The sequence below is a fragment of the Kineosporia sp. R_H_3 genome (assembly GCF_002198675.1).
In the GTDB taxonomy this organism is placed as follows: Bacteria; Actinomycetota; Actinomycetes; order Actinomycetales; family Kineosporiaceae; genus R-H-3.
This window is the reverse complement of the sequence record NZ_MWLL01000212.1, coordinates 1-14536: the sequence shown is the minus strand read 5'-3', so window position 1 is coordinate 14536 and position 14536 is coordinate 1. Positions and strand designations below refer to the sequence as shown.

The window sequence follows — 14536 nt, the reverse complement described above, 5'->3', positions numbered from 1 at the left end:
GGGTGAGGACGATCTCGTCCGAATGGTGATCCTGGCCTACCCAGACGTGCCCAACATCGCGGAACATTGCGCCATGACTCCCGATGAATCACGCTCCGCGGATATGGCTGATGCACATGCAGATGCGCAGGAAGACGCGCGCCGCAGATTGCGGAACTTCGTCACCGCACAGATGGGCGCCCCCACGCCGCCCATCTCCCGCCTCGCCCTCGCCAAGAAGGCCGGCATCGACCGCGACACCCTCGCCAACTGGCTCGACGGCAAGTCCTGGCCGCACGGGTCCCGCCGGGCAGCCGTCGAGGCGGCGCTCCGGCTACCGCCCGGGACGTTCGATGCTGTCTACGAGGGTCGTCACACGGGTGAGGACGTCCCCCAAACACCCGAAACCGAGATCGCGGATGCCCACTTGTCGCAGATGGTCGTTACGTTCGACCCGAGCGCGTTGAGTGACTTGTCCCCCACTGAGCGTGAAGAAGTGGAAGCCGCAGCGAAAGCAGCCGCGCTACGGCGGATACGGGAGATCCGGGGACAGCAGTAACCAAACCTTGGGGGCCGCGTCGTGAGCCACAACGACGTCATCATCGACACCACGCCGCTTCCTGCCCCCACGAAAGCCGTCTGGTCACCCCAGGACCGCATCCTCATCGTCTCCGACACGGCGACCCACGCCGAGGCCGCCGCGGCCTGGGCCAAGGTCTCCAGCCGACCCTTCCCCGGACTCCCCGAGCAGCGACGCAGCGCTTGAGCACCTAGGCGCCCGCAGCCCCCGGCCAGTCCACGGCCACCGAGTCCGGGTCGAACCCAGGACCAGGCCGCGTCGGCAGGATCCGCACCCGCATCCCCAGCGCCTCGAGCACCGCACGCCGTGTCGACACCGGCGCCGCCTCCCACGCCGCCTCAGCGGCTGGCCCGGCGAGCTCAGCCAGCACCCCAGCCGGGACGGCACGGACCGACCCGGCCAGGCGCCGCTCGGCCGCCTCGAGGCGCGGGCGGCACTGCTCCTCCACCCGCTGCAGCGCTGCCAGGCCCAGGGCGCCCGCCGCGTAGGCGTCCGCTGCCGCAGCGACCCGCGAGCGCAGCTCGTCTGCGGTAGCGCGGGCCTCGGCGGCGCCTTCGTCATCGCGGGAGCGGAGCCAGGCGAGCGCGTCGGGCCGGGCCAGGTAGGCGACGACGACCCGGGCGATGAAGTCGTCGACGCGCTCTTCGTTGCGGCCGACGCAGCCCTTGGCGTCGCAGACGTAGAGGACGTGCGCGCGGCCGCGGTTCGTCTTGGTGGCGACCCGGAGGTGGCCCTCGCAGGTGCCGCACTCTCCGATGCCCCAGGTGAGCAGGTGCCGCCGGCCGCCGGGGTTCGTCTTGGACCGGGCTGGCGCGGAGAGGATGGCGACGGCGTGCTCCCAGTCGGAGCGGGGCACGAGCGGGGGCCAGGCGGCGTCGTAGATGGCCTCGTCGGTCTCGCCGCGGCGGTGGATCCGCAGGCCTGCGTTCGCGGCGCGGAGCGCGAGCTTCTTCACCGAGGTCCGGGACCAACGGGTTCCGTCGGGGTTGGACTTCGAGCGGGCCTTGTCGACGAACCGCAGCTGGGCGCCGGGGGCCGGGACGCCGCGGGCGTTGAGGCCGGCGGTGATGCTGTTGAGGGTCTCCATCCGCAGGACCCGGGCGGTGATCTCGCGGACGATCGCGGCGGCCGGCTCGTCGACGACGTCGCGAGCGCCCGTCCGGTGCCCGCGGTCGTCGTGTTCGTAGACGCGGACCCAGCCGTACCCGGCGGCGCCGTTCGCGCGGCCCTGCTGGGCTCGCTGGTGGGCGGCGCGCGCGACGCGCTCCCCCTTGACCTCGCTCTCCATGGTGTCGAACTCGCCGAGGAGGCCTGCCATGCCGCGGCCGTAGGCGGTTGACATGTCGAGCTCCGGCCCCTTGACCGGGGTCACGGGGCAGGCGGCGCGGCGGAGGAGCTCGATGCCGTCCGCGCGCTCTCGCCTGTTCCGCCAGAGCCGCGACGTCTGCCAGACGATGACCCGCTGCCCGACCCTGGCCTGGACGGCGGCGAGCAGCGCTTCGTAGCCTGGTCGCCGACGCCCGGCGAGCGCGCTGGTGTCGTTGTCGACGAACTCCTCAGCGACCCGCCACCCGCGCGCGGCGGCGAGCGCCCGTCCGTCCTCGAGCTGGCGGTCGACGCCTTGCTCGGTGCCGAGGTCGTCCTCGCTGATGCGGGCGTAGAGCAGCACCGCCTCGTCATCCATGAGTGTGGACCTTAGCGCTCCGCGCGTATTCCCGGGGGGCGTCGGCAACACCCAGAAGGACGCCGCCCGGTTCACCCGGCTCATCGACGACGTCGAGACGCGCTTGTTCGGGACGCTCCCCGACGAGACCTGGGTCTACCCGGGGCACGGCGGCGACACGACGATCGGCGCCGAGCGGCCGTCGCTGGCGCAGTGGCGCGAGCGCGGCTGGTGACCCGACGGCTCAGCCGCGCGTGACCGGGACGGGCACGTAGCCCGCACCGACGCAGACGAAGCCCGCCGACGTCGCCGCGGCGACGGGGCCCGCGCCGGCCAGCCACGCCTGCGCGCGGGCCAGCGCGACGGCGGGCGGGTGCCCGGCGACGAGCCCCTCGTGGAGCGCGCCCATGAGCGTCGCGGTCTCGGCGTCCGGTACCGGGACGACGGAGGCGACGACCTGGGCCGTCCCCCCGGCGAGGAACGCCGCGCCGAGACCGAGGAGCTCGTCACCGGTCGGCGCGACGTGCCGCCCGCTGTCGCAGGCGGCGAGCACGACTGTGTGCGGCAGCGACTCGAGCCGCTCGAGGTCGTAGACGACGAGCGGGCCGTCGGACAGCAGCAGGTGGGAGAACAGCGGGTTCTCCGCCGAGAGCCGCCCGTGCGTGGCCAGGTGCGCGACCGACGCGCCGGGCAGTGCCGCGGACACGGCGGAGACCGTGGCGTCCGGGTCGACGACCGGGTCGACGCCGTAGAGGTCCGCGACGGTGCGGGCCTCCTGGGCGGCGTTCGCGAGCCGGGGTCCGGCGGCCACGACGGCCGGCCCGAGGGACGCGGGGCGGCCGCTCGCGGCGAGCCACACCGTCGCCGAGGGCGCGACCGTCACCGGCCGCCCGTGGCACGACGGCAGCACCGACCAGGCGGTCGCCTGGAGCACCCCGGTGGGCACGATGACGAGGTCGCGGCCGGCGGTCTCCCGCAGCGGCCCGAGGAGCAGCGCGTCGAGCCGCCGCCCGGCGTCCGCGAGCAGCGTCTGCGCCGCGGCGGCGCCGCCCGGGCTCCGGGCGGCCCGGATCATCCGCTGCACCGCGAAGGGCACCCGCTCGACGAGCCCGGCGACCCGCGCGAGGTCCCCGAGGTGGTGCAGACGGCAGCGCCGGTCGACGAGCGTCACCGCGTGCAGGGCGCCGTCGTGGACGACGTACTCGACGAGGGCACGGTCACCGAGGGCGGCCGCGAGGTCGGCCGGGGCGGCCGGTCGCACGAGGCCCTCCCGCAGCCGCGCGGTCCGCTCCGTCCCCTGCCCGCCGGAGCGGAGGGCGAGGTCGCGGATCTCGCGCTCGAGCCGGGTGACCCGCGTGCGCAGCCGCTCGCCGCGCACCGAGCCGGTCCCCTCGGCCCGGGCCTCGTAGAGGTCCATGACCGCCCGGCGCAGGGTCGCCATCCGCTCGGCGAGGACGGGGTCGCGCGGGGGTGTCACCGGCCGGGTGAGGACGTGCGTCGCGCGGCTGCGCTCGGCCCAGCGCAGCACCCGCCGGGCGTCCGCGCTGTCGAGGGCCATCCGCACGCCGAGGTCGCACAGGTCCCCCCGGTGCGCGGCCGCGTGCGCGCGCAGGTCGGTCGCGGGCAGGACGGCGCGGAACTCGTCGAGCACCTCGAGGCCGCGCAGGGCGGCCCGCTCGGCGCCGGCCGGGTTGCCCGCCGTCCGCCGCAGGAGCGCCTCCGCGTACCAGGCGCGCGCCCGCAGGTCCGCCGGGCGCGAGCCGTGCCGCAGCCGGCTCGCCGCCCGCAGGTGCTCGGGCCCGGAGCGGTGCCGTCGCGCCGCCGCGACGTCGTGGGCGAGCAGGTGGGCGTCGAGCAGAGGTCCCCACCAGCCCGCGGCCCGGGCCACCTCGACGACCCGGGTGACGTCCCGGAGGCCGACCCGCCCGGCGGTCGCCGGGTCCTTCGCCAGCGCCTGGAGCTCGACGAGCCGGGCCAGGGTCGCCTGGTCGGCGCGGCCGAGCCGGCGGAACTCCCGGCCGGCCCGCCGGGCGTGCGTCGCGGCCTCGGCGAGCGCGCCCGGGCGGGTCCGGCCGTCGATCGCGGCGACCTGGGCCACGGTGAGCCGGGTGAGCGCGGCCGAGGAGCGGTTGCCCTCCTGGGTCAGCGCCTCGAGCGCCTCGAGGCCCACCTCCCGCGCCTCGCGCAGGAGCCGGACGGCGAGCAGCGCGTCCGCCCGCATGGAGAGCAGCTCGCCGACGTGCGACGACGCGGCCCGCAACCGGCTCTCCGCGGCGCCGAGGACCTCGAGGGCCCGGGGGACGTCACCGCGCAGGGCGTAGAGGTAGCCGAGGTTGGCGCGCGCGTACGCGGCCGACAGCTCGTCGCCGAGGCCGGCCGCGACGTCGACCGCCTCGACGAGGTCCTGCTCGGCACCCTGGAGGTCGAGCCGGTCCAGCAGGCACGCCCCGCGGTTGAGCAGGACCGTGTGGACGCCCGCGAGGTCACCCGCGTCGCGCATCTCGCGCAGCACCGCGTCGTAGCCGTCCAGCGCCTCGTCGAAGCGCCCGCAGTTCCACAGGATCATCGCGTGCTGGCCGAGGGCGGTGAGCCGGTCCGGCCCCGTGAGGCGGGTGAGGGCACGGTCCATCTCGCGCAGGGCCCCGGCCGTACGCCCCTGGAAGCTGAGCGCTCCGGCCAGCGACATCCGGGCCAGCCCCTCCAACCCGTGGTCGGCCGCGGCCACGGCCGCAGCCACGGCCGACCGGAGGTGGCCGGCCGCCTCGTCGACCCGGCCCAGATGGAAGCTCGCGAGACCCGCGACGCGCTCTGCGCGGGACCTCAGCGCCGGCTGCCGCCGGGCGCGGGCGCCCTGCACGACGTCCACCGCCCGGGCCAGCGCCTGCGCGGGGTCGCTCTCGACGAGCCGCTGCGCGTCGGCGAGCTCCTCGACCCCGGACAGACCCGTCACACCAGGACACACTGGTGCGCTCGCGCCGGTGGCCGCAATAGAGTTGCCGCGCCGCGGAGCCAGGCCGGAGGCGTCACAGCACACGTGTGTACCAGGTCACTTCCGGAACACATGTATCAGGTGCGTCCGATCGTCCTCCGTGAGTTGACCCGACCCACAGCGGAAGGCGATCCAGGCCATGACCTCCCCGGGCAAAGACGACGAGGCGCCGTCGTTCACCGACTTCTCCCCGAACGAGTTCGTCGTCGCGACCCCGCACGTGCCGCGGGTCCTGCGGCTCCTCGGGTCCGCCGACGTCCTCGAGCTCGAGAGCCACGAAGGCATCGGCCTGACCCGGCTGGTGCTCCACGACGTCGACGAGGTGGCCGCCCGGTTCGCCCGGACGCTGCGCCGCTCGCGCGTCCTGCCCGGCTCCCGCACCCCGCTGCGCGCCGAGTCCCCGCTCGAGCAGGTGCTCGCGGGTGTCCGGCTCACGTTCGCGGACCGCTGGGACGGCTGGTTCCCGCGCATGGGCAAGAACCGCGTCATGGTCGGCGGCGAGGGCGCTCCGATCAAGGTCATCCGCGGTGACGGTCCCCCGGTCGGTGACGTCCCGGCGTCCGACCTGCCCGTTCCGCGCGCCGGCGGAGCAGGCGTGACGGTCGGCCTGCTCGACACGCCCGTGCGGCACGACATCACCTACGACGGCCGGCTCCTGCCGGGCAGCACCCGGCTCGACCCGACCGGGACCGCCGCGCTCGTCCAGGGGCACGGCACCTTCACCGCGGGCCTGGTCCACCAGCAGGCCGGCGACGCCGGGCTCCTCGTGCGCGGGGTGCTCGCAGGCCGGGACGCGACGGCGACGGCGTGGGAGGTCGCGCTCGCGCTGTTCGACCTCGTGACGCAGGCCGAGCCGCCCGTCCAGATCGTCAACATGTCGCTCGGCTGCTTCACCGAGGACAACCGCCCGCCGCTGGTGCTCGCCGCCGCCGTCGAAATGGTCCGCGACGACGTCGTGCTCCTCGCGGCGGGCGGTAACCACGGCCGGGAGCGTGCCGAGCGGGTGCCGACGCGGATCGCGCCCCTGTGGCCCGCGGCCCTCGACGGGGTCGTCGCGGTCGGCGGCCGGGTCCGGCACGGCGGCGGTCACGAGCCCGCGCCGTTCACGCCGCGCACCCCGTGGGTCAACGTCCTCACGGACGGGACGGACGTCGTGAGCACCTTCCTCGACGGGAAGGTCTCCCTCGGGGGTGCCGTCGAGCAGTTCGACGGGGTCGCCCGCTGGTCGGGCAGCAGCATGGCCTCTGCGGTCGCGGCGGGCCGTCTCGCCGCCCTGGCCGACGGCGAGGGCGGTGCCCGGGGGGCGCTCGCCCGGATCCTCGCCGGGGCGCCGGACGACGTCCTCTCGGTGTACTCCGCACCGGACGCGGGGTGACGACGGTGACCACGGGACCGCAGGGCGGGTCGCACCTCGTCGCGGACCTCGTCACGCGCGCGCTGCAGGGTGACGACCGGGCCTGGGGGGCCCTCGTCGCCCGCTACGCGCCGCTCGTCATGTCCGTGTGCCGGAGGCACCGGCTCGACGAGGCGGACACCCTCGACGTGGCGCAGGGTGTCTGGCTGTCGCTCCTGGAGCACCTGGGGTCGATCCGGGAGCCGGCGGCACTGCCCGGGTGGATCGCGACGACGACCCGTCGCGAGTGCCTGCACCTGCTGACCGGCAAGGGCGGCCGGCAGCGGGCGGAGCTGGTGGGTGAGGTCGACGGGGCGACGATCGACCTCACCGAGCAGCTCGACGACATGATCGTGCAGGCCGAGCGGCACGCGGCCCTGCTCGAGGCGCTTGCCGACCTGCCGCCGCAGCACCAGCAGCTCGTCGTCCTGCTCATCCACGACCCGCCGCTGGCCTACGCGGAGATCGGACGACGGCTCGACATGCCGATCGGCAGCATCGGCCCGACCCGCCAGCGCTGCCTCGAGAAGATCCGCAACCATCCTGCGGTCGCACCGCTCCTCGAGAGCCCCGCACGGCCCGCCCACCGTTGACCTCGACCCAGGGGAATGACATGTACGACGACCAGTGGACCGACGACGAGCTCCTCTCCGAGCTCGGCGAGGCGCTGCGTGCCGAGCGCGAGGTGCCCGGCGCGCTCGTGGACGCCGGGAAGGCGATCTTCACCTGGCGCTCGATCGACGCCGAGCTGACCGCCCTGACGCAGGCGCACCTCACTTACGACTCGTTCGCCGACGACGCCGCTCTCCAGGGCGAGGAGAGCAGCCTGCTCGTCGGCGTCCGGTCGGAGCAGGCCGCCCTGCGCTCGCTGACGTTCGCCGCGGACGACCTGTCCATCGAACTCGAGGTGACCGACGACGGCGTCCTCGGTCAGCTCGTGCCGCCGCAGTCGGCGACGGTCGAGGTGCTCTCCCCCGACTCCAGCCGGGTCGACGTCGCCGTCGACGAGGTCGGCTGGTTCACTCTGCGGCCGGTGCCGGCGACCCGGTTCCGGCTCACGTGCCACCTCGCGTCCGGGGCGAGCGTCGTCACGGACTGGATCAGCCTCTGAGCCGGGCGGCCCGGGTCAGGCGCCGGCGGGGTCCTTCGACCGGTTGGACACGAGCAGGCTCGCGACGGTCGTCACGGCGAGGACGCCGACGATGAACGACAGGCTCCACAGGATCGAGATCGTCGGGACGGACTCGAGCTTCTCGCCGCCGTTGAGGAACGGCAGCTCGTTCTCGTGGAGCGCCTCGAGGATGAGCTTGACCCCGATGAAGCCGAGGATGAGCGACAGGCCGAGGGACAGGTAGATGAGCCGGTCGAGCAGGCCGCCGAGCAGGAAGTAGAGCTGGCGCAGGCCCATGAGGGCGAACAGCGTCGCGGTGAAGACGATGAACGGGTCCTTCGTGAGCCCGAAGATCGCCGGGATCGAGTCCAGCGCGAAGAGCAGGTCGGTCGAGCCGATGGCGAGGAAGACGATGACCATCGGCGTGAGCATGAAGCGCCCCGCGTCGCGGGTCGTCAGGCGTGATCCGACGAAGTCCTTCGTGAGCGGGAGCACCCGGCGCGCGCCGCGCACCAGGGCGTTCTCCTGGAAGTCCTCCTCGTCGGACTCGCCCTGCCGGGCGAGCTGCACCGCGGTGTAGATGAGGAACGCCCCGAAGAAGTAGAAGACCCACGAGAACCGCTCGATCGCGGCCGCACCGACGAGGATGAACCCGCCGCGGAGCACGAGCGACAGGATGATCCCCATCATGAGTACGAACTGCTGGTTGGCGCGGGGCACCGCGAACCGGCTCATGATGACGACGAAGACGAAGAGGTTGTCGACGCTGAGGCTGTACTCGGTGAGCCAGCCCGCGACGAACTCGCCCGCGGGCCGCGGCCCGGCGACGGCGAGGAGCACGAGCGCGAAGGCCATCGCCAGGCTCACGTAGAACGCGACCCAGAGCGACGCCTCGCGCATCGACGGTGCGTGGGGACGCCGGGCGACGATCGCGAGGTCCACGAGGAGCAGGAGCCCGAGGACGACGAACGTCGCGACCTCGAACCAGGCGGGGAGCGTCACGACACCTCCGGACAGGCCGTGGCGGGCCCCACCGGGTGCCGGCGGGTCGCCGACGGCGGGCGAACAGACGTTCCGATGGTAACCAGACCGGCCCGGTCACGCGTTCGCGCCGGGCCGCCCTGTGGACGGCCCGGCGCGGACACGCTCCCGGAGGGGCTCAGTAGCGGAAGCGGCTGACCGCGCCCTGGAGGTCGCTGCCGACCCGGGCGAGCGCCTCGGCGCTCGTGAGCGCCTCGTCGACGGTCGTCGCCGCGGACGAGGCCGCCCGGGCGACGCCCTCGATGCTCGCCGCGATCTCGCCGGACCCGGCCGCGGCGATCCCGACGCCGCGGTTCATGTCCTGGGTCGTCGCCGTCTGCTCCTCGACCGCGCTGGCGATCGTCGCCTGGAACTCGGTGATCCGGGCGATGACGTTGGCGATCTCGCCGATCGCCTCGCCGGCGCGGCCGGTGTCCGACTGGATCGCCTCGACCCGGCGGGAGATGTCCTCGGTGGCCCGCGCGGTCTCCTGCGCGAGCTGCTTGACCTCGTCGGCGACCACGGCGAAGCCCTTGCCGGCGTCCCCGGCGCGGGCCGCCTCGATCGTCGCGTTGAGGGCGAGCAGGTTGGTCTGCTCGGCGATCGTCGTGATGAGCCGGACGACGTCGCCGATCTCGCGGCTGGACTCCATGAGGGTGTTCATCGTGTCGGTCGTCGCGGCGACCGCACCGGCCGCGTCCTGGGCGACGCTCACGGCCTCCTGGGCGTTGCGGGCGATCTCCGCGATCGAGGCGTCCATCTGGTTGGACCCGGCGGCGACGGCCTGGACGTTCTGCGAGACGGTCGCGGCGGACGACGAGACGACGTCCGCCTCGTTCGCGGCGGTGCCGGCCGACGAGCTGGCGCGCGCGGCGACGTCGCGCAGGGTGTCGGCCTCCCGGCTCAGCCGGGCGCCGGCCTCGGCGACCTGGGCGACGACGGCGGCGACCGCTGCGAAGGCGGTGTTCGCCGCGGCACCGATCTGGGACAGCTCGTCCCTGCCGGTCTCGGGGGCCCGCCGGGTGAGGTCCCCGCCCGCCACGGCGGCGAGCGTCTCGGAGAGCCGGGCGAGGCCGCGGGAGACCGACGCCGACACCGCGACGGCGACGCCGACGACCGCGGCGACGGCGAGGAGGGCGACGACGAGGACGACGAGCCGCAGCCGCTTCGCGTAGGCGTCGACGGAGGCCTCGACCTTGGCGGTCTCGGCGTCGAGCGCGTCGAGCGCGCTCCCGACGGCCTCGTCCGTGACGTCGTTCGCGGTCTGGATGTCCTCGAACTTCGCCTGCTGCGCGCTCTGGTTCGCCACCGCGCCGTCGATGACGGCGGCGATCCCGTCGGCGTACCCGGCGAACGCGGCGCGCAGCGGCGCGACGGCCTTGCGGGCCTCGGCGTCGAGCGGGAGCGCGTCGAGGGCGTCGAGCTTCTTCGTCACCTTGGCGGTGTCGTCGGCGAGCTCGGCCTTCTCCTCGGCCGGCGTGGCCATGAGCAGCGACTTGTAGCCGTCGACCTTGAGCTCGCTCGCGCGCGTGTCGAGCTCGCGGACGAGGTTGCCGGCCGAGGTGAGGGTGTCGACCCGCGCCCGCGCGTCCGTGGACGCGGCCGACATGGACAGCGCGCCCGCCACACCGGCCCCGGTCGAGAGCACGGCCGCGATCCCGAGGGCTGTGACCTTCTGCCGAACAGTGAGCTGCAGCGCCATGCGTGTCTCCGACGTCCTCTGGGTGACGGCGGGCACCCCGGCGGAGCCGGGCGCCCGATCACCGAGGACATCGGCGCCCCACCGGGCGACCTGTAGATGCGGGAGCACGTCGCCCGCGGTCCGGGCGGCCCGCCGGGCCGCGGCCGCTGCTCAGCTCGCCCCGGCCGCCCGCATCTGGCGCAGCTCCTTCTTCAGCTCGGAGACCTCGTCCCGCAGCCGCGCGGCGAGCTCGAACTGGAGCTCGGCGGCCGCGGAGTGCATCTGGTCGGTGAGCTGCTGGATCAGGTCGGCGAGGTCGGTCGCCGGCAGGTTCGCCGCGGCGCCCGTCGCGGCCCGGCCGCCGCTGCGCATCCCCGGGACCGGCGCCTTGCCGCGGCTGCGCTGCCGGCCGCCGCCCCCGATGAGCTCCTCGGTGTCGGCCTCCTCGCGGGCGATGAGGTCGGTGATGTCGGCGATCTTCTTGCGCAGCGGGGTCGGGTCGACGCCGTGCGCGGTGTTGTAGGCGACCTGCTTCTCGCGCCGCCGGTTCGTCTCCCCGATCGCCTGCTCCATCGACGGGGTGATCCGGTCGGCGTACATGTGGACCGCGCCCGAGACGTTGCGGGCCGCACGGCCGATCGTCTGGATGAGGGACTTCGCGGACCGCAGGAAGCCCTCCTTGTCGGCGTCGAGGATGCTCACGAGCGACACCTCGGGCAGGTCGAGGCCCTCGCGGAGCAGGTTGATGCCGACGAGGACGTCGAACTCCCCCTGCCGCAGCTCGCGCAGCAGCTCGACCCGCCGCAGGGTGTCGACCTCGGAGTGCAGGTACCGGACCCGCACGCCCTGCTCGAGGAGGTAGTCGGTGAGGTCCTCGGACATCTTCTTCGTCAGCGTCGTCACGAGGACGCGCTCGTTCTTCGCGGCGCGCTCGCGGATCTCCCCGAGCAGGTCGTCGATCTGGCCCTTCGTCGGCTTGACGACGACCTGCGGGTCGATGAGGCCTGTCGGGCGGATGATCTGCTCGACGACGCCCCGGCCCTTCGCCAGCTCGTAGTCGCCGGGGGTCGCCGACAGGTAGACGGTCTGCCCGATCCGCTCGAGGAACTCCTCCCACTTGAGCGGGCGGTTGTCCATCGCGCTCGGGAGCCGGAACCCGTGGTCGACGAGCTGCCGCTTGCGGGACATGTCCCCCTCGTACATCGCCCCGATCTGCGGCACGGTGACGTGCGACTCGTCGATGACGAGCATGAAGTCCTCGGGGAAGTAGTCGAGCAGGGTGTTCGGGGCCGTCCCCGGGCCGCGGCCGTCGATGTGCCGCGAGTAGTTCTCGATGCCGGAGCACGAGCCGACCTGGCGCATCATCTCGATGTCGTAGGTCGTCCTCATCCGCAGCCGCTGGGCCTCGAGCAGCTTGCCCTGCCGCTCCATCTCGGCGAGCCGGTCGGCGAGCTCGAGCTCGATGCCCGCGATGGCCCGCTCCATCCGCTCCGGGCCGGCGACGTAGTGCGTCGCCGGGAAGACGTACATCTCCCGTTCCTCGTGGACGATCTCGCCCGTGAGCGGGTGCAGGGTGTAGATCCGGTCGATCTCGTCGCCGAAGAACTCGATCCGGATGGCGAGCTCCTCGTACACCGGGATGATCTCGACGGTGTCGCCGCGCACCCGGAACGTGCCGCGGGTGAACGCGAGGTCGTTGCGCGTGTACTGCATCCCGACGAAGCGGCGGAGCAGGTCGTCGCGCTCGACGGTGTCCCCGACCTTGAGCCGGGCCATCCGGTCGACGTACTCCTGGGGCGTGCCGAGACCATAGATGCACGAGACCGAGGCCACGACGACGACGTCCCGCCGGGTCAGCAGCGAGTTCGTCGCGGAGTGCCGGAGCCGCTCGACCTCCTCGTTGATCGAGGAGTCCTTCTCGATGTAGGTGTCCGTCTGCGGGATGTACGCCTCGGGCTGGTAGTAGTCGTAGTACGAGACGAAGTACTCGACGGCGTTGTGCGGCAGCAGCTCGCGGAACTCGTTGGCGAGCTGCGCGGCGAGCGTCTTGTTCGGGGCGAGCACGAGCGTCGGGCGCTGCACCTTCTCGATGAGCCAGGCCGTCGTCGCCGACTTGCCGGTGCCCGTCGCCCCGAGCAGGACGATGTCCTTCTCCCCCGCCTCGACCCGCTCGGCGAGCTCGGCGATCGCCGTGGGCTGGTCGCCGCTCGGCGAGAAGTCCGAGACGACCCGGATGGGGGCGACGGTGCGCTGGAGGTCGGTGACGGGACGCATGGCACCACCGTAAGCGCCCGCACCGACAAGCTCATTCCGCGGGGCGCCTGCGACGGAGCGCGACGGCCAGGCCGCCCGTCACGGCGAGCGCCACGGCTGCGGCCGCGGCCGTCGCAGCGAGCAACCACGGCCGCTCGGCGGTGACCGGGTCAGCACCGGGCACCGGGGGGCTCGCCGGCGGCGCGCCCCCGGCGGCGACGGCGCCCTCGGGCGGTGCGCCGGCCCAGGTCGCGTACGCGAGGTCCGGGGTGCTGCCGCTGCACAGTGACGTCCGCAGGGCACCGCCGGTGCGCTCGGCGAAGAGCAGGTACGGCGCTCCCCCGGCCACGTCCAGTCCGCACGACGAGCTGCTGCGCGCCGTCCCGACCTCCTGCACGGCGGCGACGTCCCCCTTGAAGACCCTCGTCACCGCGAACGTCAGCGTCGCCGGGTCGCCCGAGGAGATCTCGCCGCCCGCGCCCGGTGCGGTGTCCGCCCGGGCGACGAGGCTGCCCACGAAGACGGCGTCGGCACCGCGCAGCAGGGCGTCCGCCTCGGCCTGGGTGGTGGGCGGGCCCACGGCGCAGCTGCACGCGCTCGCCGGCAGCGACCCGGTGACGAGCAGGACTCCTGCACCCGCGAGGGCCAGCACGAAGGACAGGACGCTGCGCACGGCACGGCTCATACGGTCGGGACGCCGCAGGGCAGGCCGGCGTTGCACCCGCGGCCGCACGTCGTGGCTCAGGCGAGTGCGCGGCCGAGCGCGGCGCGCACCCACGCCGACTTCGCCTCGAGGTAGGCGTCGTACCGGCCCTCGCCGGCCGCCGTCCCGGCCGCGGCCGCGACCGCAGCCCGCTTCACGGCGGCGTAGGCGTCGCGCTCGTCGTCGCGGGCCCGCAGCAGGTCCCGGAAGGCGAGCTGCTCGCGGACGGCGGGGCTCGCGGCCGGCCGGACGTGCACGTGCGTCTGACGGCCGGGGTCGCAGGCGACGTGCAGCCGTTTGGGCGCCGTGCCGCCGGAGAGCAGGTCGTCCTCGGTGGCCGCCCGGAACGCGAACCCGGCGTCCTCGAGCGCCGACCTGGCGGCGTCCGCGACCGTGAGGTCGGCGACGACGACCTGCAGGTCGAGGCAGTCCTTCGCGGGCAGCCCGGGCACGGCCGTCGAGCCGACGTGGTCCAGCCGCAGCGCCCGGTCGCCGAGCGCGGCCCCGATCCGGGCGAGCAGCCGTTGCGCCTGCGCCGGCCAGGTCGGGTCGGGGTCGACGACCTCGACGACGGCCGGCCGCGGCGCCCGGCGGCGCAGCCGGACGTTCGCCTCGAAGGGCACGAGCCGGGTCTCCCAGAGCCGGTCGACGGCGGCGAGGACGGCGTCCGGGGCGCCGGAGTTGTCGAGCCAGACGTCGGCGGCGGCCCGCCGCGCGTCGTCGTCCGCCTGGGCGGCGACCCGGGCGCGGGCGTCGTCCTCGGCCATCCCCCGGTCCTCGACGAGCCGGCGCACCCGCTCGTCCGCCGGGGTGTGGACGACGAGCACGAGGTGGTACGCGGCACCCATCCGGTTCTCGACGAGCAGCGGTACGTCGTGGACGACGACGGCGTCCGGCGGTGCGGCGGTCATGAGCTCGTAGGTCCGCGCCGCGATCCGTGGGTGCAGGATGCCGTTGAGCCGCAGCCGGGAGGGCTCGTCGCCGAAGACGATGCGGCCCAGCGCCGGACGGTCGAGCCGGCCGTCCGGACCGAGCACCTGCGGGCCGAACGCGTCGACGACCGCGGCGAGCCCTTCGGTGCCGGGCTCGACGACCTCGCGGGCGATCCGGTCGGCGTCGACGACGACGGCGCCCCGCTCCGCGAGCCGCCCCGCGACCGTCGAC

General features: G+C 74.3%; 12 protein-coding genes and 1 pseudogene. 6 read left to right on the top strand and 7 right to left on the bottom strand.

Annotated elements, in window-relative coordinates; translation table 11 throughout:
- The first annotated feature begins 22 nt into the window (after nucleotides 1-22).
- Together ECOMGDLI_RS26585 and ECOMGDLI_RS26580 are read left to right on the top strand one after the other, a co-directional pair.
- Nucleotides 23-538: a helix-turn-helix transcriptional regulator gene (locus tag ECOMGDLI_RS26585; RefSeq protein WP_088319859.1), complete on the top strand. Its 516-nt coding sequence runs from the start codon at nucleotides 23-25 to the stop codon at nucleotides 536-538.
- A 21-nt stretch (nucleotides 539-559) separates the two neighbouring features.
- Nucleotides 560-745: a hypothetical protein gene (locus ECOMGDLI_RS26580; protein ID WP_088319858.1), complete on the top strand. Its 186-nt coding sequence runs from the start codon at nucleotides 560-562 to the stop codon at nucleotides 743-745.
- A gap of 4 nt (nucleotides 746-749) precedes the next feature.
- On the opposite strand, the gene ECOMGDLI_RS26575 is transcribed toward ECOMGDLI_RS26580, so the two are convergent.
- Nucleotides 750-2243 (bottom strand): recombinase family protein, encoded by a 1494-nt coding sequence (locus tag ECOMGDLI_RS26575; RefSeq protein ID WP_158221169.1) that lies wholly within the window; start codon nucleotides 2241-2243, stop codon nucleotides 750-752.
- Nucleotides 2244-2268: 25 nt separating this feature from the next.
- Here ECOMGDLI_RS26575 and ECOMGDLI_RS26570 point away from each other — a divergent pair.
- A pseudogene (locus ECOMGDLI_RS26570) lies at nucleotides 2269-2457 on the top strand (MBL fold metallo-hydrolase); the annotation flags it as partial.
- 9 nt (nucleotides 2458-2466) lie between these two features.
- Here ECOMGDLI_RS26570 and ECOMGDLI_RS26565 read toward each other — a convergent pair.
- Nucleotides 2467-5172 (bottom strand): CHAT domain-containing protein, encoded by a 2706-nt coding sequence (locus ECOMGDLI_RS26565; protein ID WP_088319856.1) that lies wholly within the window; start codon nucleotides 5170-5172, stop codon nucleotides 2467-2469.
- A 178-nt stretch (nucleotides 5173-5350) separates the two neighbouring features.
- Here ECOMGDLI_RS26565 and ECOMGDLI_RS26560 point away from each other — a divergent pair, with 178 nt between their 5' ends.
- Genes ECOMGDLI_RS26560 through ECOMGDLI_RS26550 form a run of 3 tightly spaced genes read left to right on the top strand, consistent with a single transcriptional unit; the run spans nucleotide 5351 to nucleotide 7715 of the window.
- A complete protein-coding gene (locus ECOMGDLI_RS26560) occupies nucleotides 5351-6586 on the top strand; it encodes a S8/S53 family peptidase (RefSeq protein WP_088319855.1) in 1236 nt (411 codons plus the stop codon).
- A gap of 5 nt (nucleotides 6587-6591) precedes the next feature.
- Nucleotides 6592-7197, top strand: a complete 606-nt coding sequence (locus ECOMGDLI_RS26555) for an RNA polymerase sigma factor (protein WP_198955206.1) — start codon at nucleotides 6592-6594, stop codon at nucleotides 7195-7197.
- A 20-nt stretch (nucleotides 7198-7217) separates the two neighbouring features.
- Nucleotides 7218-7715 (top strand): hypothetical protein, encoded by a 498-nt coding sequence (locus ECOMGDLI_RS26550; RefSeq protein WP_088319854.1) that lies wholly within the window; start codon nucleotides 7218-7220, stop codon nucleotides 7713-7715.
- A gap of 15 nt (nucleotides 7716-7730) precedes the next feature.
- Here the strand turns inward: ECOMGDLI_RS26550 and ECOMGDLI_RS26545 are convergent, their stop codons facing one another.
- The 5 genes from ECOMGDLI_RS26545 to coaE all read right to left on the bottom strand — a co-directional run.
- Nucleotides 7731-8717 (bottom strand): TerC/Alx family metal homeostasis membrane protein, encoded by a 987-nt coding sequence (locus ECOMGDLI_RS26545; RefSeq protein ID WP_088319853.1) that lies wholly within the window; start codon nucleotides 8715-8717, stop codon nucleotides 7731-7733.
- A 157-nt stretch (nucleotides 8718-8874) separates the two neighbouring features.
- On the bottom strand, nucleotides 8875-10437 hold the full coding sequence (locus tag ECOMGDLI_RS26540) for a methyl-accepting chemotaxis protein (protein WP_088319852.1): 1563 nt from the start codon (nucleotides 10435-10437) through the stop codon (nucleotides 8875-8877).
- 150 nt (nucleotides 10438-10587) lie between these two features.
- Nucleotides 10588-12690 (bottom strand): excinuclease ABC subunit UvrB, encoded by a 2103-nt coding sequence (gene uvrB / locus ECOMGDLI_RS26535; RefSeq protein WP_088319851.1) that lies wholly within the window; start codon nucleotides 12688-12690, stop codon nucleotides 10588-10590.
- A 31-nt stretch (nucleotides 12691-12721) separates the two neighbouring features.
- A complete protein-coding gene (locus tag ECOMGDLI_RS26530; protein ID WP_143447961.1) occupies nucleotides 12722-13342 on the bottom strand; it encodes a hypothetical protein in 621 nt (206 codons plus the stop codon).
- A 68-nt stretch (nucleotides 13343-13410) separates the two neighbouring features.
- A partial coding sequence (gene coaE / locus ECOMGDLI_RS26525; RefSeq protein WP_088319849.1) for a dephospho-CoA kinase occupies nucleotides 13411-14536 on the bottom strand: 1126 nt, incomplete at its 5' end.

Excerpts from the sequence above, each read along its gene's own strand:
- ECOMGDLI_RS26585 (WP_088319859.1), top strand. The coding sequence starts at position 23 with ATGGTGATCCTGGCCTACCCAGACGTGCCCAACATCGCGGAACATTGC.
- ECOMGDLI_RS26575 (WP_158221169.1), bottom strand. The coding sequence starts at position 2,243 with ATGGATGACGAGGCGGTGCTGCTCTACGCCCGCATCAGCGAGGACGAC.
- ECOMGDLI_RS26560 (WP_088319855.1), top strand. The coding sequence starts at position 5,351 with ATGACCTCCCCGGGCAAAGACGACGAGGCGCCGTCGTTCACCGACTTC.
- ECOMGDLI_RS26550 (WP_088319854.1), top strand. The coding sequence starts at position 7,218 with ATGTACGACGACCAGTGGACCGACGACGAGCTCCTCTCCGAGCTCGGC.
- ECOMGDLI_RS26540 (WP_088319852.1), bottom strand. The coding sequence starts at position 10,437 with ATGGCGCTGCAGCTCACTGTTCGGCAGAAGGTCACAGCCCTCGGGATC.
- uvrB (WP_088319851.1), bottom strand. The coding sequence starts at position 12,690 with ATGCGTCCCGTCACCGACCTCCAGCGCACCGTCGCCCCCATCCGGGTC.